The 18,670-nt window shown below is 71.3% G+C and carries 18 protein-coding genes; 9 read left to right on the forward strand and 9 right to left on the reverse strand.

Annotated features, from left to right (window positions below; all coding sequences use genetic code 11):
- Positions 1–100: 100 nt before the first annotated feature.
- From ACTOQ3_RS28820 to ACTOQ3_RS28835, 4 genes are all read right to left on the reverse strand, one after another.
- Entirely contained in the window at positions 101–757 is a 657-nt protein-coding gene (locus tag ACTOQ3_RS28820) for a methionine ABC transporter permease (RefSeq protein WP_362683165.1), read from the reverse strand.
- Positions 754–1,716 (reverse strand): methionine ABC transporter ATP-binding protein, encoded by a 963-nt coding sequence (locus ACTOQ3_RS28825; protein ID WP_440086548.1) that lies wholly within the window; start codon positions 1,714–1,716, stop codon positions 754–756. The genes ACTOQ3_RS28820 and ACTOQ3_RS28825 overlap by 4 nt, the downstream gene beginning before the upstream one ends.
- A 341-nt stretch (positions 1,717–2,057) precedes the next feature.
- Positions 2,058–4,427: an endopeptidase La gene (gene lon / locus ACTOQ3_RS28830; RefSeq protein ID WP_440086549.1), complete on the reverse strand. Its 2,370-nt coding sequence runs from the start codon at positions 4,425–4,427 to the stop codon at positions 2,058–2,060.
- Between the two features lie 273 nt (positions 4,428–4,700).
- Positions 4,701–5,504 (reverse strand): cellulose binding domain-containing protein, encoded by an 804-nt coding sequence (locus tag ACTOQ3_RS28835; protein WP_440086550.1) that lies wholly within the window; start codon positions 5,502–5,504, stop codon positions 4,701–4,703.
- 352 nt (positions 5,505–5,856) lie between these two features.
- On the opposite strand from ACTOQ3_RS28835, the gene ACTOQ3_RS28840 reads away from it, so the two are divergent.
- Positions 5,857–7,206: a sensor histidine kinase gene (locus ACTOQ3_RS28840; protein ID WP_440086551.1), complete on the forward strand. Its 1,350-nt coding sequence runs from the start codon at positions 5,857–5,859 to the stop codon at positions 7,204–7,206.
- Between the two features lie 49 nt (positions 7,207–7,255).
- On the forward strand, positions 7,256–7,912 hold the full coding sequence (locus ACTOQ3_RS28845) for a response regulator (RefSeq protein WP_440067077.1): 657 nt from the start codon (positions 7,256–7,258) through the stop codon (positions 7,910–7,912).
- Positions 7,913–8,045: 133 nt separating this feature from the next.
- Here ACTOQ3_RS28845 and ACTOQ3_RS28850 read toward each other — a convergent pair whose 3' ends face one another.
- The gene (locus ACTOQ3_RS28850; protein ID WP_440086552.1) at positions 8,046–8,573 is read right to left on the reverse strand and encodes a GNAT family N-acetyltransferase; all 528 of its coding nucleotides are present in this window, start codon (positions 8,571–8,573) and stop codon (positions 8,046–8,048) included.
- A 220-nt stretch (positions 8,574–8,793) separates the two neighbouring features.
- Between ACTOQ3_RS28850 and ACTOQ3_RS28855 the strand changes: the two genes are divergently transcribed.
- The 3 genes from ACTOQ3_RS28855 (at position 8,794) to ACTOQ3_RS28865 (ending at position 11,389) form a co-directional block, all read left to right on the forward strand.
- Positions 8,794–9,534 carry an alpha/beta hydrolase gene (locus ACTOQ3_RS28855; RefSeq protein WP_440086553.1) on the forward strand — a complete coding sequence of 247 codons (741 nt, stop codon included), beginning with the start codon at positions 8,794–8,796 and terminating at the stop codon, positions 9,532–9,534.
- The gene (locus ACTOQ3_RS28860; protein ID WP_440086554.1) at positions 9,527–10,660 is read left to right on the forward strand and encodes an acyltransferase family protein; all 1,134 of its coding nucleotides are present in this window, start codon (positions 9,527–9,529) and stop codon (positions 10,658–10,660) included. The genes ACTOQ3_RS28855 and ACTOQ3_RS28860 overlap by 8 nt, the downstream gene beginning before the upstream one ends.
- 63 nt (positions 10,661–10,723) lie before the next feature.
- On the forward strand, positions 10,724–11,389 hold the full coding sequence (locus ACTOQ3_RS28865; protein ID WP_440086555.1) for a heme oxygenase (biliverdin-producing): 666 nt from the start codon (positions 10,724–10,726) through the stop codon (positions 11,387–11,389).
- A 166-nt stretch (positions 11,390–11,555) separates the two neighbouring features.
- On the opposite strand, the gene ACTOQ3_RS28870 is transcribed toward ACTOQ3_RS28865, so the two are convergent.
- Positions 11,556–12,524 carry a virginiamycin B lyase family protein gene (locus ACTOQ3_RS28870; protein WP_440086556.1) on the reverse strand — a complete coding sequence of 323 codons (969 nt, stop codon included), beginning with the start codon at positions 12,522–12,524 and terminating at the stop codon, positions 11,556–11,558.
- 551 nt (positions 12,525–13,075) lie between these two features.
- Entirely contained in the window at positions 13,076–13,657 is a 582-nt protein-coding gene (locus ACTOQ3_RS28875; protein ID WP_440086557.1) for a hypothetical protein, read from the reverse strand.
- A gap of 491 nt (positions 13,658–14,148) precedes the next feature.
- Here ACTOQ3_RS28875 and ACTOQ3_RS28880 point away from each other — a divergent pair, with 491 nt between their 5' ends.
- The gene (locus ACTOQ3_RS28880; RefSeq protein WP_440086558.1) at positions 14,149–14,733 is read left to right on the forward strand and encodes a hypothetical protein; all 585 of its coding nucleotides are present in this window, start codon (positions 14,149–14,151) and stop codon (positions 14,731–14,733) included.
- Positions 14,726–15,799, forward strand: coding sequence for a hypothetical protein (locus ACTOQ3_RS28885; protein WP_440086559.1), 1,074 nt, complete (start codon positions 14,726–14,728; stop codon positions 15,797–15,799). Before ACTOQ3_RS28880 ends, ACTOQ3_RS28885 begins: the two co-directional genes overlap by 8 nt.
- A gap of 204 nt (positions 15,800–16,003) precedes the next feature.
- Here the strand turns inward: ACTOQ3_RS28885 and ACTOQ3_RS28890 are convergent, their stop codons facing one another.
- Complete coding sequence (locus ACTOQ3_RS28890; protein ID WP_440086560.1) at positions 16,004–16,375, reverse strand: DoxX family protein; 372 nt, start codon at positions 16,373–16,375, stop codon at positions 16,004–16,006.
- 92 nt (positions 16,376–16,467) lie between these two features.
- On the opposite strand from ACTOQ3_RS28890, the gene ACTOQ3_RS28895 reads away from it, so the two are divergent.
- The gene (locus ACTOQ3_RS28895) at positions 16,468–17,124 is read left to right on the forward strand and encodes a TetR/AcrR family transcriptional regulator (RefSeq protein ID WP_440086561.1); all 657 of its coding nucleotides are present in this window, start codon (positions 16,468–16,470) and stop codon (positions 17,122–17,124) included.
- Positions 17,125–17,177: 53 nt separating this feature from the next.
- A complete protein-coding gene (locus ACTOQ3_RS28900) occupies positions 17,178–17,804 on the forward strand; it encodes a TetR/AcrR family transcriptional regulator (protein WP_440086562.1) in 627 nt (208 codons plus the stop codon).
- A 130-nt stretch (positions 17,805–17,934) separates the two neighbouring features.
- Here ACTOQ3_RS28900 and ACTOQ3_RS28905 read toward each other — a convergent pair whose 3' ends face one another.
- Positions 17,935–18,663: a hypothetical protein gene (locus ACTOQ3_RS28905; protein WP_440086563.1), complete on the reverse strand. Its 729-nt coding sequence runs from the start codon at positions 18,661–18,663 to the stop codon at positions 17,935–17,937.
- Between the last annotated feature and the right edge of the window lie 7 nt (positions 18,664–18,670).

The following is an 18,670-nucleotide window of genomic DNA, read 5'->3' on the forward strand; positions in this document are numbered from 1 at the left end:
TTTCACGTCACTTGAAACACCAGGCCACGCCAATGATCAAATCAGATTGCTTACCGGATAGATCATGAAATAGAATTAAATGATCAATGTGACAATCCGGTCAGTTACGCGCGAGACGGCGGGCGACGGTGTCGCCCAGGGTCTGCACGATCTGCACGACGGCGACCAGCACCACCACGGTGACGATCATGAGCGTGGTCTCGAAGCGCTGGTAGCCGTAGCGGATCGCCAGGTCCCCGAGTCCTCCCCCGCCGATCGCCCCGGCCATCGCCGAGTACGAGATCAGCGCGACCACGGTCACCGTGAGCCCCGCGACCAGGCCGGGCATCGCCTCGGGCAGCAGGACCTTGCCGACGATGGTCACGCGCCCGGCCCCCATGGCCTGGGCCGCCTGCACCTTGTCCCTGCCGACCTCGCGCAGCGCGGTCTCCACCAGCCGGGCGAAGAACGGCGCCGCGCCGAGCGTCAGCGGGACCACCGAGGCGATGGTGCCGATGGTCGTGCCGACGATCAGCCTGGTCAGCGGGAGAATCGCGATCATCAGCACGATGAAGGGCAGCGAGCGGCCGATGTTGACGACCAGCCCGAGCACCCGGTTGAGCGCGGGCGAGGGGAACAGCCCGCCCCGGTCGGTGGCGACCAGGGCCACCCCGAGCGGGAGGCCGAGGATCACCGTGAACAGGGTCGACCACAGGACCATCTGGACGGTCTGGCCGGTCGACTCCATCAGCAGCGGGAACATCTCTTCCCAGGTCATCGGGCCTCCTCGACGAGCAGGCCGCGTTCGGCCAGGTAGGTGAGCGCGGCGGCGCGCTCGTCACCGGTGACGAGCAGGCGCAACCGTCCGGTCGAGACGCCCGCCACCTCCTCCAGGGCTCCGCCGAGGATGTTGACGTCCACGTCGAACTTGCGGACCACCTGCGACACCACCGGCTCGTCGGCCTGCCCGGTGAAGGTGATCGTGACCTGGCCCGGCTCCGGCTCCGGCAGGGGGAACAGCTCCGCGGCGAGCCTGGAGCCGGGCCTGGAGATCAGTTCGGGGATGGTCCCCGACTCCTCGACCAGGCCGTCCCGCATGACGGCGACCGAGTCGCAGATCGACTTGACGACGTGCATCTCGTGGGTGATCAGCAGGATCGTCAGGCCGAGCTCGCGGTTGAGGCGCTTGAGCAGGGCCAGGATCGACTGCGTGGTACCGGGGTCGAGCGCCGAGGTGGCCTCGTCCGAGAGCAGTACCGGGGGGCTTCCGGCCAGCGCGCGGGCGATGCCGACCCGCTGCTTCTGCCCGCCCGACAGCTGCGCGGGGTGTGCCCCGGCCTTGTCGGCCAGTCCGACCAGCTCCAGCAGCTCGGCCGTACGCCTGACGCGCTCGGCCTTGGCCATCCCCATGACCTCCAGCGGGAAGGCGACGTTCCCGGCGACCGTGCGGGAGGAGAGCAGTGCGAAGTGCTGGTGGATCATCCCGATCCGCTGCCGGGCCCTGCGCAGGTCGCCCTCGCGCAGGGAGGTCAGCTCCTGGCCCGCCACCGAGACGGTGCCGGAGGTGGGTCGCTCCAGCAGGTTCACGCAGCGCAGCAGGGTGCTCTTGCCGGCGCCGCTCTGCCCGAGCACGCCGAATATCTCACCCTCGCGGACGTGGAGATCCACGCCGTCGACGGCGACCACCTCTCGGCCCCGATCCTGATAGACCTTCCGCAGGCCCGAAACATCGATCACAGCTGGTCCCCAACGTGCCCTTGCTTTGCCCTCATTCCCGACATGTTATGTGAAACCGATCACCGGTCACGAACGTCCGTCTCCGGCGGGACCCCCCGTGGCCGTACCCGGTCGATCCCGGCGACGCCTGGTCATCACCGGTACGGTGCGGGTGTTGAGCCCGTCGGCGTCGACCCGCTCCAGGAGCATCCACACCTCCCCCGCCTCGGACAGCCTGCGCCCGGCCCGCTGGGCCTGGACTTGATGATTCGTCCATTTATATTCGTTAAGCCCGTTCCGTACGAGAACGGCGACGGCCCGGCCTCTCCGGGGAGAGGGCGGGCCGTCGCGGGGAACACGGGTCAGGCGGCGGTGTGCTGGGCCACCTTGGCCGGGGTGAGCGCGATCTCCAGGACCTCGCGCACGTCGCTCACCGTGTGCACGGTGAGCTCGTCGCGGACGGCCTGCGGGACGTCGTCCAGGTCGGGCTCGTTGCGCGCCGGGATCAGCACGGTCGTGATGCCCGCCCGGTGGGCGGCCAGCAGCTTCTGCTTGACCCCGCCGATCGGGAGCACCCGGCCGGTGAGGGAGACCTCGCCGGTCATAGCCACGTCGGCGCGGACCTGACGGCCGGAGAGCAGCGAGGCCAGGGCCGTGATCAGGGTGACGCCCGCGGACGGGCCGTCCTTGGGAACGGCTCCGGCCGGGAAGTGGACGTGCACCGAGCGGTCCTTGAGGGAACCGACCGGCAGCTCCAGCTCCGCGCCCCGCGAGCGCAGGTAGGAGAGCGCGATCCGAGCCGACTCCTTCATGACGTCGCCGAGCTGGCCGGTCAGGGTCAGGCCGGTGTCGCCGGTCTCGGGATCGGCCAGGGACGCCTCCACGTAGAGGACGTCACCGCCCGCCCCGGTGACCGCCAGGCCGGTGGCCACGCCGGGCACCGCCGTACGCTGGCTGGACTCGGGAAGCGAGGACTCCGGCACGTTACGCGGGCGGCCCAGGTAGGGGACCAGGTCCTCCACCGTCACGGGCAGCTCGCTCTCGCCGAGCGCGACGTTGGCCGTCACCTTGCGCATGATCCTGGCGATCGAGCGCTCCAGGGACCGGACCCCGGCCTCCCTGGTGTACTCGCCGGCGAGCTTGCGCAGCGCGTCCTCGCCGACGGTGACGTCCTCCGCGGTGAGACCGGCCTTGTCGAGCTGGCGCGGGAGCAGGTGGTCGCGGGCGATGGCGACCTTCTCGTCCTCGGTGTAGCCGTCGAGCGTCACGATCTCCATGCGGTCCAGCAGCGGGCCGGGGATGGCCTCCAGCACGTTGGCGGTCGCCAGGAAGAGCACGTCGCTGAGGTCGAGCTCCACCTCCAGGTAGTGGTCGCGGAAGGTGTGGTTCTGCGCCGGGTCGAGCACCTCGAGCAGCGCGGCCGTCGGGTCGCCCCGGTAGTCGGAGCCGACCTTGTCGACCTCGTCGAGCAGCACGACCGGGTTCATCGAGCCGGCCTCGCGGATGGCCCGGACGATCCGGCCGGACTGGGCGCCGACGTAGGTGCGCCGGTGGCCGCGGATCTCGGCCTCGTCGCGCACGCCGCCGAGGGCGACGCGGACGAACTTGCGGCCCATGGCGCGGGCCACGGACTCGCCGAGGGAGGTCTTGCCGACTCCAGGGGGACCGGCCAGCGCCAGCACCGCGCCGCTGCGGCGCCCGCCGACCACGCCGAGGCCCTTCTCGGCCCTGCGCCCGCGGACGGCCAGGTACTCGATGATGCGGTCCTTGACGTCGTCGAGGCCGGTGTGGTCGGCGTCGAGGACGGCGCGGGCCGCGGCGATGTCGTACGAGTCCTCGGTCCGCTCGTTCCACGGGATGTCGAGGACGGTGTCGAGCCAGGTGCGGATCCAGCCGGTCTCGGGAGACTGGTCGGAGGTCCGCTCCAGCTTGTCGACCTCCTTGAGCGCGGCCTCGCGCACCTTCTCGGGCAGGTCGGCGGCCTCGACGCGGGAGCGGTAGTCCTCCTCCTCGGAGGAGGAGGTGTCGCCGTTCAGCTCGGCGAGCTCCTTGCGGACCGCGGCGAGCTGCTGGCGGAGCAGGAACTCTCGCTGCTGCTTCTCCATGCCCTCCTGGACGTCCTTGCGGATCGTCTCGGCCACGTCGAGCTCGGCCAGGTGCTCGCGGGACCACTCGACCAGCTTCTCCAAGCGGTCGGCCGGGTCGGCGGTCTGGAGGATCTCGGCCTTGCGCGGGGTGCTCAGCCAGGGGGCGTAACCGGAGTTGTCGGCGAGGATCGAGGGGTCGTCCATCTGGTTGACCGCGTCGACGACCTGCCACGCGCCCCGCTTCTGCAGGATCGTGGTGGCCAGCGCCTTGTACTCCTTGGCGAGCTCGTGGGCGCGCTCACCCGCCGCGACGGCGGGAATGCGGGTGGCCTGCACCCACAGGGCCGCGCCGGGGCCGGTCGTGCCGGTGCCCACGCGGACCCGGTCGACACCGCGCACCACGGCCGCGGGCTCGCCTCCGGGGAGCCTGCCCACCTGCTCGACGATCGCCCTCACGCCCACCGAGCCGTATCTGCCGTCGATCCGGGGAACGAGAAGGACCTCCGGCTTGTTGTCAGCGAGAGCCTGTGCCGCGTCGATCGCGGCCCGGACTTCGGTCTCCGACAGGTCAAGCGGGACCACCATGCCCGGCAGCACGACCTCGTCGTCGAGCGGCAGGACCGGGAGGATCAAGCTCTCACTCATGTGAACTCCAAGGGTTGAGTTATACACACTCAATTAATGGGAGCCTGAGAATGTTCCCGAGGTTGAGCGAGTTCGCTGTGAGCGATCGTAATCGTGTAATCAGCATTGCCCGGGTGGCCGGGCGAACCCCAGGTGGGCACATGTTTCAGGTCCGGACCGGGTGAAGGCGCACCCCCGCGGGGGTGCGCCTTCACCCGGTCCGGACCTCCGGTTCCGCCGTCGGACAGGCTCTGACCGTTCAGCGCGGGGATGTCATCGGGCCGGTCCCCTTCCTCACGCCTGGTCGCACGGGATCCCGTTGACCCGGAAGAGGGCCGGGGTGGGGTTGGCGCCCGTGTGGGTGCCCTGGAAGCCGATGACCAGGGACTGCCCGGGAGCGAGGTCCTTGTTCCAGGGCGGGCTCGCGGCCGTCACCGCGCTCTCGGTCTGCGACCAGGCGGCCGCCCAGCCCGAGGTCACCCGCTGTCCGGAGTCGGCGAAGGCGAACGTGAGCCGCCAGTTGACGAGGGGTGTGGAGCCGTTGTTGGAGATCCTGATGTTCGTGTTCATCCCGTTGCCCCACGTCCAGGAGCTGTACTTCACCTCGCAGGTGCCGGGCTCCGGGGGGAGGTCGTTGTAGATCGTGACGGCCGTCGTTCCGGACGGGGGGCTCACCTCACCCTTCGAGTCGACGGCCACGACGTACACGTGGTGGACCTCCGACGCGACGCCGCGCGGGGGGAACGGAAAGAAGATCGTCGTCTCGGTGACCGCGGGCTGGAGGGTGGCCAGCCGGACGGCCGTGCCGTTCTTGTTCTCGTACACGTAGTAGCAGGCGATGCCGTGCGGATCGGTGGAGGCGGTCCAGCTCAGGCGCACCATGGTGAGCGTGACGTTCACGACCGTCGGCGTTCCCGGCGCGGTCGGCGGGGTGCTGGAGGGCGCCGGAGTCTGCGGCGCCGTACGGCACGGGAGGGCGGGGGACGGAGAGGGCACCGGTGACGGTGCGGCCGTTGCGTTTCCGGCCGGCAGGAAGACGAGAGCGGCGGCCACCACTCCTCCGCCGACCCAACCGGCCAGCCATGTCGTTACCCGCATCGATGTGCCCCCTTCAGTGATCGGCCCTTCCAAGGAAAATCACACTCGGGACGGAACCGGTCAACGTCGCGCCACCACCATGGCCGGATGACCCTGGTGGACGGTGCCGGCCGATGAAACGTTCAGCGAAGGCGGGCGCACGGGGAATCATCTGGAAGAGAGCGAGGGCGTGGCCGTCCCCGCTCTCTTCGCGACTCCGCCCGGAAGGCGACCCGGCGTGTGAGGCGGCCGGCGACCCGGTCCGGGCACGGCCCGAGCCCACCGGACGGCACGGGTTCCCTCCCCGGTCGCATATCGGAGGTCACCCCCTGGTGGGATGCGGGCCACGGCCGAGCCGCCTACGCTGATCCGGGTGATCCCCAGCCCCGCGCGGCGGTTCCTCGCACGACATACGCGGCGGGCGTGGGAACCCGCCGTACGGCTGGCCCGCCCGCTCACCGAGGCGCTGGTGACCGGGGCCCCCGACCCGGCCCGTCCCCGATCACGCCGCCTCACCCGCCGCGTGCCGCGCGCCCTGGGGCTGCTGCCGTTCCGGACGATCGACCTGGTCCTGCTGGGCGACCTGGCACTGACCTTCGTCCTGTTCGGCGGCGGCCTGTCCTACCTCGAGACCGAGGCGGCCGCGGCGCGTTCCCCCCTCGACCAGCAGGGGCTCATGTTCGCGGCCCTGGCCTTCTCCCTGCCGCTCGCGCTGCGCGACCGGTGGCCGCTGGCCGCCTGGCGGTCGGCCTTCCTGCTCGTTCCCCTGGGGACGGTCGTATCGCGGCAGTTCCTCCACGAGGTCCCCTACACCGCGGCCGCCTCGATCATGTACGTACTCGTGGTCTACGCGGTCGCGGTCCGCTGCGAGCGGCACATCACCGTGGGCGTGTGGATCGTCTCGTTCCTCGCCGCCTGGATGATCCACCCCAACTCGACGGCCCTCGTCGTCGGCACGGTCTCGGTGACCGTCCTGTTCGGCTACAACGTGCGCGCCCGGCGGCTGGCCGCCGGGCTGCTGGCCCAGGAGGAACGGCGCAGCGAGCGGGCCCTCGCGGCCCAGGCCGCGCTGGAGGAGCGGGCCAGGATCGCCAGGGAGCTCCACGACGTCGTCGCCCACCACATGTCGGTGATCGCCATCCAGGCCGAGGCCGTCCCGCTGCAGGCGTCCGGGGACGCGCGGCGCCTCGAGGAGGGACTGAAGGAGATCCGCGCGCTCTCCCTCGCGGCCATGACCGAGATGCGCCGCGTGCTGGGCGTCCTCCGGGAGGGGGACGGGCACGCCGACACCGCGCCGCAGCCGGGCCTCGGCCGCCTGGAGGAGCTCGCCGACACCGCGCGCTCCGCCGGGCTCGTCGTGACGCTCAAACTCGTCGGTGACCTGGCCCGGCTCCCCACGGCGGTGAGCCTGTCCGCCTACCGGATCGCCCAGGAGTCGCTCAGCAACGCCATGCGGCACGCCCCCGGTTCCACCGTCTCGCTGAAGGTCGCCCGGTACGGCGCCGAGCTGCACGTCCAGGTGACGAACAGCGCCGGGCACCGCTCCCCCGAGCCCTCCGAGTCCCCCGAGTCCCCCGAGTCCCCCGATGAGCGGGGACACATGGGACACGGCCTGATCGGGATGAGGGAACGGGTGTCCGTGCTCGGCGGGAGGCTCTGGGTCGGTCCGACCGGGACGGGCTTCGCGGTAACCGCCATACTGCCGATCAGCGAGGACGCATGACCCCCTCCCCCGGCGCGCGCTCCGGGGGCTCCACGCTCGAGGAGATTCGATGACGACCCGGGTGCTCATCGCCGACGACCAGGGCATGGTACGGACCGGTTTCACGGTGTTCCTGAGCTCGCAGCCCGACATCGAGGTCGTCGGCGAGGCCGCCAACGGCGCCGAGGCCGTGGCGCGGGTGGCCGAGCTGCGGCCCGACGTGGTGCTGATGGACGTGCGGATGCCGGTGATGGACGGCCTCGCGGCGACACGGGAGATCATGAGGTCCGTCGATCCCGCGCCGAGGATCCTGATCCTGACGACGTTCGACCTCGACGACTACGTCTACGAGGCGCTGCGGGCCGGGGCGAGCGGGTTCCTGCTCAAGGACGCCTCGGCGCAGCAACTGGCCGAGGCGGTCCGGGTGGTGGCGGCCGGGGAGGCGCTGCTGGCCCCCTCGGTGACCAGGCGGCTGATCGCGGAGTTCGCCCGCATCGGCCCGAGCCGCCCGCGCGGGCGGCTGGACGACATCACCGAGCGCGAGACGGAGGTGCTCACCCTCATCGCGCGGGGCAGGTCCAACCAGGAGATCGCCGAGGAGCTCGTGCTGTCGGAGCAGACCGTCAAGACCCACGTCGGCCGGATCCTCGCGAAGCTGAACCTGCGCGACCGCGCCCAGGCGATCGTCCACGCCTACGAGACGGGCCTGGTCCGGCCGGGAGAGTGAACCTCGGAGGTGGCCCGTGGCCCGGGCCGGGACACCGGCGGGATCAAAGGAAGGTCGCGGATCCCCTGGTGTCGCCGTCTCCGCGGGCTTTCGAGCGAAACCGCCGACGTCCTGCCCCCTGAGGCGCTCGCCGCTACGGTCGCCCGAGCCGGTACAGGACGTGGGGGCGCAGCGGGTGACCTTCGGGCACCGCCGGATGGTCGAAGTCGCGGGCCGGGTCGCGGGTCATGCCCAGCCGCTCCATCACCGCGCGCGAACGCGCGTTGCGCACGGCCGTCATGGAGACGATCTCGTCCACCCCGGCCACCGCGAAGCCCTCGGCGACGGCCCGCCTGGCCGCCTCGGCGGCGTACCCGTGCCCCCAGGTGTGCCGGGCCAGCCGCCAGCCGACCTCCAGGACGGGGGTGAAGGGCGCCTCGAACCGCTGCCACGCCAGCCCGGTGAAACCGATGAACCGGCCCGTCTGCCCGACCTCCAGCGCCCAGAGCCCGTAGCCGTGCTCGTCGAAGGCCCGCTCGATCCTGTCGACCATGGCGTCGCTCTGCGACCTGGTCAGCGGGGCCGGGAAGTGCTCCATCACCTCGGGGTCGGCGTTCAGTGCGGCGAACGGCTCCCGGTCGTCATCCCGCCACCTGCGCATGACCAACCGCTCCGTCTCCATCCGCCGAGTTTATCGCCGGGCCCGTCGACGGCGGCGTCCCGCGGCCCGGGATCGGCCCGGGGACAGCCCCGCCCCGGCCCGGAAAGGGCCCGGAAGCGGCGCGGATCACCCCCCTCGCTCCCGAGGGGGACGGGGAAGGTGGCCACCTCGGGGTGACGCGGGTTACAGGCCGTGATTCCTAGCGTTCTGTTCGGTTCTTCAGACCGGACAGGAGGCTCCCATGTTCCGCCGCTCGCTCGCCGTGGCCGTCGCCGCGGCGCTCGCCTACGTGACGGTCCCGCCGCCCGCGGGCGACCGGGTGGTGCGGGTCTACGGCGACCTCGGCACGGCCGAGCACGTCGCGGTCGTCGTCCCCGGCTCCGACACCACGGCCGCCACCTTCGACGGCGGCAGGGCCAGGCCGTACAGCACGCCGGGGGGCGGGGCACGGGCGCTGCTGGCCGAGGCGCGGACACTGGATCCGGGAGCTAGGCTGGCGGTGGTCGCCTGGCTCGGCTACGACAGCCCGGCGACGCTCAGCCTCGGTGTGATGACCGGGGAGGCCGCGGAACGGGGTGCGGTGGAGTTGCGACGGTACGTCACCGGGGCGCTCAGGGGGAAACGGGTCAGCCTGCTGTGTCACAGTTACGGCTCGGTGGTGTGCGCCGGGGCCGTGCCCGGTTCCGGGGTCGCGGACACGGCCGTGTTCGGCAGCCCGGGGCTGGGCGTCTCGTCGGCCGCCGAGCTGGGCGGCACCCGGTTGTGGGCGGGCAGCGGCGCCCGCGACTGGATGCGCGAGGTGCCCAAGCTCAGGATCGGGCCGCTCGGCTTCGGTCCCGATCCCGCCGCCCCGGCCTTCGGCGCCCGCCTGTTCGGTACCGGCTCCGCCGGGCACAGCGAGTATCTCCGACCGGGCGGCGAGTCCCTGCGCAACCTGACCCTGATCGCGCTCGGCCGTGGCGGCGAGGTGTCCCGTGGCTAGTCTCGCGGCCGGGATCGAGGCGGCCACCCCCGAAGGCAGGGACCGGGGGGTCGACGCGCTGCGGGCGCTGGCGATCGTGGGCGTGGTGCTGGGGCACTGGCTGGTGACGGCGTGGGCACCGGGCGCGGCGGGGGCGGTTCACCTGTCCAGCCCGCTCGCCCACCTGCCGGGGTTCACGCCGCTGTCCTGGGTGTTCCAGACGCTGGCGGTGTTCTTCTTCGTCGGCGGCTACGCGGCGGCTCGCGGTTCACGCCGGGAGGCCGGTGGCGGCGCGTACCGGGCCGGAATCTGGGTGCGGGCCAGGGTGGGGAGGCTGCTGGGGCCGGCGGTGCCGCTGGTCCTGGTCTGGGCGGGGATCGCGGCGGGGATGGCGCTGCGCGGGACCTCGGCGGGAACGATCAGGGCGATGGTGGTCCCGGCGATCGGGCCGCTGTGGTTCCTGGCCGTCTTCGCCGCGCTGACCGCGGCCACTCCCCTCCTCCTGCGCGCGCACCCGGGCATCACGGCCGCCGTGGCGTTCGTCGTCGTGCTCGGGGTGGACCTGGCCAGGTTCGGGCTCGGCGCCCCCGCCTGGACCGGGTGGGCGAACCTGGCGGCCGGATGGCTGGTGCCGTACGCGCTGGGGATCGCCTGGGCGGGTGGGCTGCTCGGCTCGCGCCGGGTGGCGGCGGGCCTGCTGGCCGGCGGGGCGGCCGGGGCGGCGCTGCTGGTCGGCGGGGCCGGGTATCCGGCGAGCATGGTGGGCGTGACCGGGGACGCGGTCTCCAACCTCAGCCCGCCCAGCCTGGCCGTGGTCTGCTTCGGCCTCGCCCAGGTGGGGCTGGCGCTGCTCGTCCGCGCGCCGCTGGCCCGGATGATGCGGCGTCCCCGGCTGTGGGCGGTGGTCGCGCTGGCCAACCTGTCGGCGATGACGCTCTTCCTGTGGCACCAGAGCGCGGTGGTCGTGCTCGCCGTCGCCGCTCTGCGCTTCGGCGACGTGCCCGGCCTGCTGGCGGTGCCCGACGAACCGGTCTGGTTGTCGCACCGGCTGGGCTGGTTCCCGGTGTTCGCGGCCGTTCTGGCGCTCGTCTGGCTTCCCCGATCAACGCGCAGACGATTTAACGACAAGGTGTCGTCATCTGCTTGACGGGGTGCCGCGGCTTTTGTGACACTGCGTCATAATAAAAGGTTTCCTCGTCGCGGAGTGATCATGAGCGAATCGCCCTTCTCCGAAGTCCTCAGGAACGCCACCTGGGGTGATCACGAGTCCGCCGAGGACGAGAGCTACCTCAAGGCGCTGATGGCGGGCGACCTCAGCCCCGAGGCCTACGGCGAGATGGTCGCCCAGCACTACTTCGCCTACGTGGCCCTGGAGAGCGCCTCCCGCTCACTGGCCGCCGATCCCGTCGCGGCGCCGTTCGTCATTCCCGAGCTCTACCGGGAGGAGGCGCTGGTCCGCGACCTGGAGACGATCTACGGGTCCGGCTGGAGGTCCAGGATCGAGCCCTCCAAGCCGACCCTGACCCTGGTGGCCCGCATCAACCAGGTGGCCACCTGGCCGGGCGGTTACATCGCCCACCACTACACCCGTTACATGGGCGACCTGTCCGGCGGGCAGTTCATCCGGATGGAGCTGCAGAAGATCTACGGCTACCGGCCGGGCGGCGGCGTCGACTTCTACCTCTTCGACGGGATCGGCAGCCTGCCCCGCTTCAAGAACGAGTACCGGGCCCGGCTGGACGCGCTTCCCCTGAACGAGGCCGAGAAGGGACGGCTGATCCGCGAGACCAGGCTCGCGTACCTGCTCAACACCGAGGTCCTGGGCGAGCTCGGCCGGGTGGCCCGGTCCGTGTTCGCGGCGCCTTCGCGCGCTTGATGTCGTCGTTCTCCGCCCGGTATCTGTCGTGGTCAGCCCGCGCGGGGGCTGGTGGAGGCAGCTTTCCGGACGGCGCCGCCCCGGTCCGGAGGTTCGGACCGGGGCGGCTGCGGATGTGAGGTGTTGATCGTCGCTGGTGGATCTCGGTTTCCGTCGACCGGTGCGGTCAGATCGCCACGAGGGCGACGTTGTCGACGTAGTTCTCGGTGAGCCAGAGGTTGTTGTCGGGTCCGAGCGTGATGTCGAAGGGACCGGAGACGCTGGTCGGCAGCGGGTACTCGTTGATCGTTCCGGAGGTGGTGACGCTGGCGACGTTGTTGGCGCTCTGCTCGGTGAACCACAGATTGTTGTCCGAGCCGACGGTGATGCCCCACGCGAAGCTGTTGGGATCGGTGAGCGAGTACTCGGTGAAGGTGCCGGTGGTGGTGAGGTTGCTGACCTTGCCGTTGCCGTCGGTGTACCACAGGTTGCCGTCCGGGCCGGCGGTGATCCCGACGGGCATCGCGCCGGAGGACGGGACGGTGAACTCGGTGATCGTCCCGCTGGTGGTGATCTTCCCGATGTTGCCCGCCAGCGACTCGGTGAACCACAGGTTGCCGTCCGGGCCGGCGGTGATGCGCGTGGGATAGGAGCTCGAGGTGGGTATGGGGTACTCGGTGATCGTCCCGCTGGTGGTGATCTTCCCGATCTGGTTGGCCTCCGTCTCGACGAACCACAGGTTGTTGTCCGGGCCGACGGTGATGCCCCACGGATAGGCGTTCGCGGTGGGCAGGGAGTATTCGGTGATCGTCCCGCTGGTGGTGATCCGCCCGATCTTGTTGCCCACCGCCTCGGTGAACCACAGCGCGCCGTCCGGGCCGACGGTGATGTGCCCCGGCTCGGAGCCGCTGGTGGGGAGGGTGTATTCGATGAAGGTGCCCGTGGTGGCGAGACGCCCGATCTTGTTGCCGTAGTTCTCGGTGAACCACAGCGCGCCGTCCGGCCCGGACGTGATCCCGATGGGAGACGCCGGGCTCGTCGGTACCGACAGTTCACTGATCGCCGGTGCCTGGCGGTTCTCCGCCGCGAGCCGGGCCCGCGAGGCGAGGCGGGGTGCGGGCGGGAAGTGGCAGCGGATCCGCCGGTGCTGCGGCATCAGCTTGAGCTTGAGACAGAGCGTGACCCACGGGCGTGGGGGGTGTTGCGGACGATCCGGCGGGGCGGCGGAGGCGGACACCGACGCGGGGACGCTTACCGCCAGGGCCAGGGCCATGGCCACGAGCGAATACCCCAGGCGTCGAGAGCGATGACGCATGACATCCCTTCCACAGGACAGGAGACCGAAAAGGAACGCCGGTCGGCCGTTGGACGTATTCGAGCGGTCGAAGCCGCGGCGTCGAGCCGCCATGAGCGGGAATCGGCGTGAATGTCGTCAAAGACCCGATCCGGGCGGCGTTCGTCACCGCTGTCCGGTCCCGGCGATCCCACTATCTCCCGCGATCGCGGGCCGCCTTCGATCACCTGCGTTCGTGGCTGGTCATGAAAGTGCCAACTCCTCGCGGAGCCGCCCAGGGGTCCGCCGGATTTCGCGGGCGGCGACCTCGGCCCCGCCACGCCGAGGACATGTGGAGGGGAGACGTTCCTGGTGGAACGCCAGAACACATGGAAGGGGACGACTCTCGCGGGCGGCGGCGGAAAGGCCGGGGCTCAGGCGACCGAGTGGGTGATGACGCCGGTGTAGATACCCGCGGTGGCGGAGGCCGGGACGGTGATGACGAGCGTCGGCTGCCAGCTCGTGGAGGTGGGGAACGTCCCCTTGCGCCCCCGGAACGCGATCATCTGCGTGGTCAGGGGAACCTTGTCGGCCGCGCTGGCCTGGCCGGGGACGCGGCTGCCGCCACCGGAGGAGGCGACGGGCGGGCCGGACCAGTAGGCGATGTTGGCCTTGGAAATGGTCTGGGCCGGTGATCCGGCGAGGGTGAGATCAGTGGCCGACACGGTCGCCGTCCACGGGGGAATACCCACCCGGGAGTCGGCCACGGTCACCGTGCCCAGCGAGGCGCTGTAGTTGCCGCCCGTGCCGCCGGCGCCGAGGTTCGCCGAGTCGGGCAGGCTGATCGCCAGTGGATCGGCGCGCATCGCGACCATCGCGACCGCCGCGATTCCGGTGGCCGGAACCGAGGCCGCAGCCGCGGGCGCCGACGCGCCGAGGGCGAGCAGCAGGGGGAGCGACGCCGCCAGCGACAGGGGCGCCGGTGCGGCGAAGTCGTCCGCACGGGTCTTCCTCATGGCGATCCCTCTCACGTGTCTCGCGGGCGATGCGTGGGGCGCATCCATGTCGGTGGTGCGCGGAAAAACCGGTAGCAGCCTAGATCATCCCGTTCGGGCCAGGCCGGCCGGCTCCGTCCGTGGACGGCAAATCCGGCGCAAAGGCAGTGGTGCGAACGCCCGTAACGGGGCAAATGGACACGCCCACCGGGGTCGCGGCCGGAGAGCATCCAGGGTGCGTCGCGAGGCGGACGCGGTCGAAAAGGGCTGCCGGACGGGTTGCGCCCGCCCCGGGCGCCCGGCCGCCGCACCGGAACGGCTCGCGCGTATTCGACCCCCGCCGCACCCCGTCAGGCGGATCACCGGCCCGGAGATCACCGGAAGTGATCATATGATCGCCAAAAGTTTCCAGATGTCCTCTCGTCCGGTCATCCGGCGGCTGAACGTTGAGCAGTATGTGATCACCTAGGAACGGCCCGGGTGGGACGGTCGCGCGACGAAGGAGATCACCAGTGTCGAAAAGCCGTCTGGGCATCCCTCTGGCAGGCGCCGCCGGCGTGGTGGCGGCCACGGTGATGGTGGCCCTGCCCACCCGAGCCGGCACCTGCCCCCCCTCGACCACCTGCCCCACCACGGTGACCTTCACCGTGACCGCGGCGGGCGGGCTGGCGATCACCGTGCCCAACGGCCCGGTCAGCGTCGGAGGCGGCGCGCCGGGCGACCAGATCAGCGGGCCGCTCGGCGCGGTCACGGTGTCCGACAGTCGCGCCGCGCTCGACGCCACCTGGGTGGCGTCGGTGATCGCCGCGCCGACGGGTTTCACCACCGGCAACGAAACCGCCCCCGAGACCATCCCCGCCGGCGACGCCCGGTACTGGTCCGGCCCCGGGACCGCCACCACCGGTACCGGCAACTTCGTCCCCGGCCAGGCCAACGCGGCGGCCGCGCAGTCGCTGGACGTGTCGCGCACCGCCTTCAGCAAAACGACCGGCTCCGGCAACAACTCCGCCACCTGGAACCCGACCATCGTCATCAACATCCCCGCGCAAGCCGTGATCGGCACCTACACCGGCACGGTGAACCACTCCGTTGCCTAGCCCACCGCTGCGGCGGCCGCGCCACCGGCTCGTCTGCGCGACGCTGCTCGCCCTCCTGTCGCACGCGATGATCGGCGCTCCCGCGACCGCGGACGTGGGCCGGGATCGGGGGCGTCCGACCGGCGAGCCCGTCCTCGGCATCAGGCTGCTGGAGATTCCCGCCAACCGGATGGACGACCCGCGCTCGCACTTCTTCATCGTCGACCATGTCAACCCCGGCACCACCTTCACCCGCCGCCTGGAGGTCTACAGCACCTCACCCGAACCCCAGCACGTGAAGTTGTACGCGGCCGCCGCCGGCATCAAGGGCGGCCGCTTCACCTTCGCCCCGGGCCGGGCCGCCAACGAGCTGAGCTCGTGGATCACACTCAACCACGCCACGGTGAACCTGCCGGCGCACGGCAGGGTGCCGGTCAAGGCCACCGTCACCGTGCCGCCATGGGCGACTCAGGCGGAGCGGTACGCCGTCATCTGGGCAGAGGTGACCTCTCCCGAACCGGGCCCGGAGCGGAACATCGCACTGGTCAATCGCGTCGGGATCCGCGCCTATCTCGACGTCGGCCCGGGCGGGGAGCCGCCCTCGGACTTCCGGATCGGCGAGATAGTCCCCCAGCGAACCGACGACGGCCGACCGAAGATCGTCGCGGCCGTCGCCAACACCGGACAGCGCGCCCTCGACCTCGATGGACGGTTGTCGCTGTCGGAAGGGCCGAGTTCCCTGAGGGCCGGTCCCTTCCCCACCGACCGCGACACGACCCTGGCGCCCGGCGACCGTGGAGAGGTCACCGTGCTGCTGGGCGACGACCTCCCGGACGGGCCGTGGACGTTCCGCCTCACCCTCCACAGCGGACGCGTCGGGCACACGGCGACCGGAACGCTCACCTTCCCCGCCAAGCCCGGAACGTGGGGCCTGGCGGCCTCGATGGACTCCCCGCTGACGCTGATCCTCACGCTCGCCGGATCGGTCGCCCTCGTCGCCGCGGCACTCCTCCTCATCGGTTTTCGTCGTTTCCGCGCGCGCCGGCGGATTCCGAGCGCCGATCGTCTCCGCGGTGGCCTCACCTGACGGCACCCCGGCGGGACAGCCCCGGCGCTGTACCCGTTCGATCGACACGCACCACGACAACCATCCGGAGCTACGTTGCACTTGATCGCACGGACCCGGGTGAAGGGCCTGCATGCCGCGAACCACGGCTGCTTCCGCTTACGCCACCGAGCACGGCGGCTCCCAGCCCGGGAAGCCTCGAGCCGGGACTCCGGAGCCCGCCTCTCAGAAGGAGTAGGGACCGAAGCGGCCCCAGGCCACGAAGGCGGCCAGCACGAGAAGCACCACGTTGACCACGATCCCCGGGTACTCCTTGCGCCGGAGGTGCACGACGAGGGCGCCGATCATCGTGATCACCAGGGCCGCGGCGGCGATCGGGGTCAGGACGGGCAGGATGCCGGTGACGGCGGGCAGGATGAGGCCGACCCCCGCCAGCACTTCGAGGATCCCGATGATCCTGACCTGCCCGTCCGAGAAGTCCTCCACCCACGGCATCTGGCCCGACAGGTCCGCACGGGACTTGGTGGCCTTGGTGAGACCGGCGAAGAGGAAGGCCAGGGCGAGCAGGCCCTGCACGACCCAAAGGGCGATGTTCATGGTGTACTCCGAGAGAATAAGTGAAGGTAACCCTTCGCTTTGGGTCACCGTAGCATAACCGCAGGAAGGCCTTCACTTTGTAGAATCGGTTCATGGACGCGGGCAAAGGGCGGGGATTGCGCAGGGACGCCGAGATCAACCGGGAGCGGATCGTGGCGGCGGCGCGGGTCGCGTTCCGTGAGGGAGGGCTCGACGTGCCCCTGGAGGAGATCGCCCGCCGCGCGGAGGTGAACATCGCCACCCTCTACCGGCGCTTCCCCGACCGCGAGGCGCTCATCGAGGCGATCCTGGCCGACCGCATGGCCGAGTTCGTCGAGGCCGCCGAGGCGGCGGAGCTCGCCGGCGACCCGTGGGAGGGGTTCGCCGGGCTGGTCGAGCACATCTGCGGCATGCAGGCCGCCGACCAGGGGGTGACCGAAGGCCTCACCTCCTGCTTCTCCGGGGCGGCGCTGGAGTCGCAGCGGGCACGGGCGCTGGCGGCGATCGACCGGGTGATCGAGCGGGCCCGTCGCTCCGGGACGCTGCGCGCCGACTTCACCGGCCAGGACCTGATGTTGATCATGATGGCCAACGCCGGGGTGCTCGGCTCCACGCGCTGCGCCGCCCCGGAGGCGTGGCGGCGGCTGGTCGGCCTGATCCTCGACGCGTGCCGTACCGGCCGCGCCGGCCGGGCCGCCCCGCCGCTCCCCCCGGCTCCCAGCGCCGAGGACATGCACAACGCGATGCTCACGGCCCGCCCGCATCGCTGACCCCGCCCCGGGCTCCGCCTGACGAGGTGCCGGTGCTGTGCGACCATGGGGCCATGCCCCGGATTTCGGCCGCGACCATCGGCGAGCACCGCGTCCAGACCCAGGATCGCATCCTGCGGGCGGTCTCGCGTCTCTCCCGGGACCAGGGCATCGACGCCATCTCCATGACCGACGTGGCGAACGAAGCCGAGATCACCCGCACCGTCCTGTACAACTACTTCCCGGACAAGGCGGCGCTGCTGCTCGCCTTCACCGAGCGGGTGACGCACTACTTCATCGACAGCTACGAGCGGGAACTGCCCGGCCGGGCCTCGCCCGCCGAGCGGCTGCGGGTCTTCGTCAGGCTCCAGTTCGACGGGCTGCTCGCCCACCCCCATCCCGGTCCCGCCGACCTGTCGGCGGCGCTGGGCCCCGACGCCTACCAGCGCCTGGCCGACCACGTCGAGCCGATGCAGCGCATCCTGACGGGCATCATCGACAGCGGCGTGTCATCGGGCGACTTCCAGGCCCCCGACGTGGCCGCCGCCGCCCGGATCATCCTCGCCGTCATCGGCGCCGAGCGGGTCCCGCTGCTCGGCGGCGAGGTGACGCCCGAGGAGGCCGAGAAGATCGTCTCGGGTTTCGTGCTCCGCGGCCTGGGCTTCCAGGGCGTCCCGGACGAAATCCGAGCTCCGGCCTGAGCCCCGGCCCCCTCGAACCGCACGCGTACCGGCGTCTCCGGCCGTCCGGGCTCTCCGGGCACCGGGCCCTTCGGCGACTCCCGCCTCTTCGGTGGGGCGGCCCGTGCCCGGACGCCTCCGCATGGCGGCACTATCCGAGCCGGTCGGCGCTCGGACCACTCGCCGCGGGATCGCGATCCCGGTTCAGGCGAATCAGGGTGACGCCGTACGCGATGATCCAGACGACCCACATCAGCCAGCCGACGAGGCCCAGAAGACCGAGCGGTCCGGTGTGGTCGATGACCAGCGGGGTGAGGGTGGCCGAGCCGAACAGCAGCGCGGCCGAGACCAGCCCCACGGTGCCGTGCCACGGCCGGATGAGACCGGCGCGCAGGCCGGCGACGGACAGGCCGATCAGGGCGAGGGCCAGGAAGGTGCCGTTGAGGGTGAACAGCGCGTCGTGCAGCACCCACAGTCCCCCGGTCGCGGGACTGCGCCGCGCGGTCGTCGACGTGAGCGCGAGGCGGATCGCGATGACCGCGGCGAAGGTGACGTTCTGCAGGGCCAGGCCGGTGAACCCGAGCAGTGACCACGCTTCGTCCCGGCCGCGTTCGAAGCGCCGCAGCGCGGAGACCGCACCCGCGCCGAACAGCGTGGCCAGCAGCCAGGCGGCGGGAGTGAGCGCGGACGCGATGGCGACGACGTCGCCCCGGGTGCCGAAGAACGCGTCGACCTCGCCGATCTCGGCACCGGTGAGCGGCAGGCCGGCGGGCACCATTATCGCGTTGGCGAGGACGATCGTGCCGGCGAAGCCGAGCGCGGCGAGGCCGGTGATCCGGGAGAAGCCGAGGGCGGCTCCTCCCTGAGATTTACGCAACATATATTCA

It is taken from the genome of Streptosporangium sp. LJ11, from assembly GCF_051918945.1.
Classification (GTDB): domain Bacteria; phylum Actinomycetota; class Actinomycetes; order Streptosporangiales; family Streptosporangiaceae; genus Streptosporangium.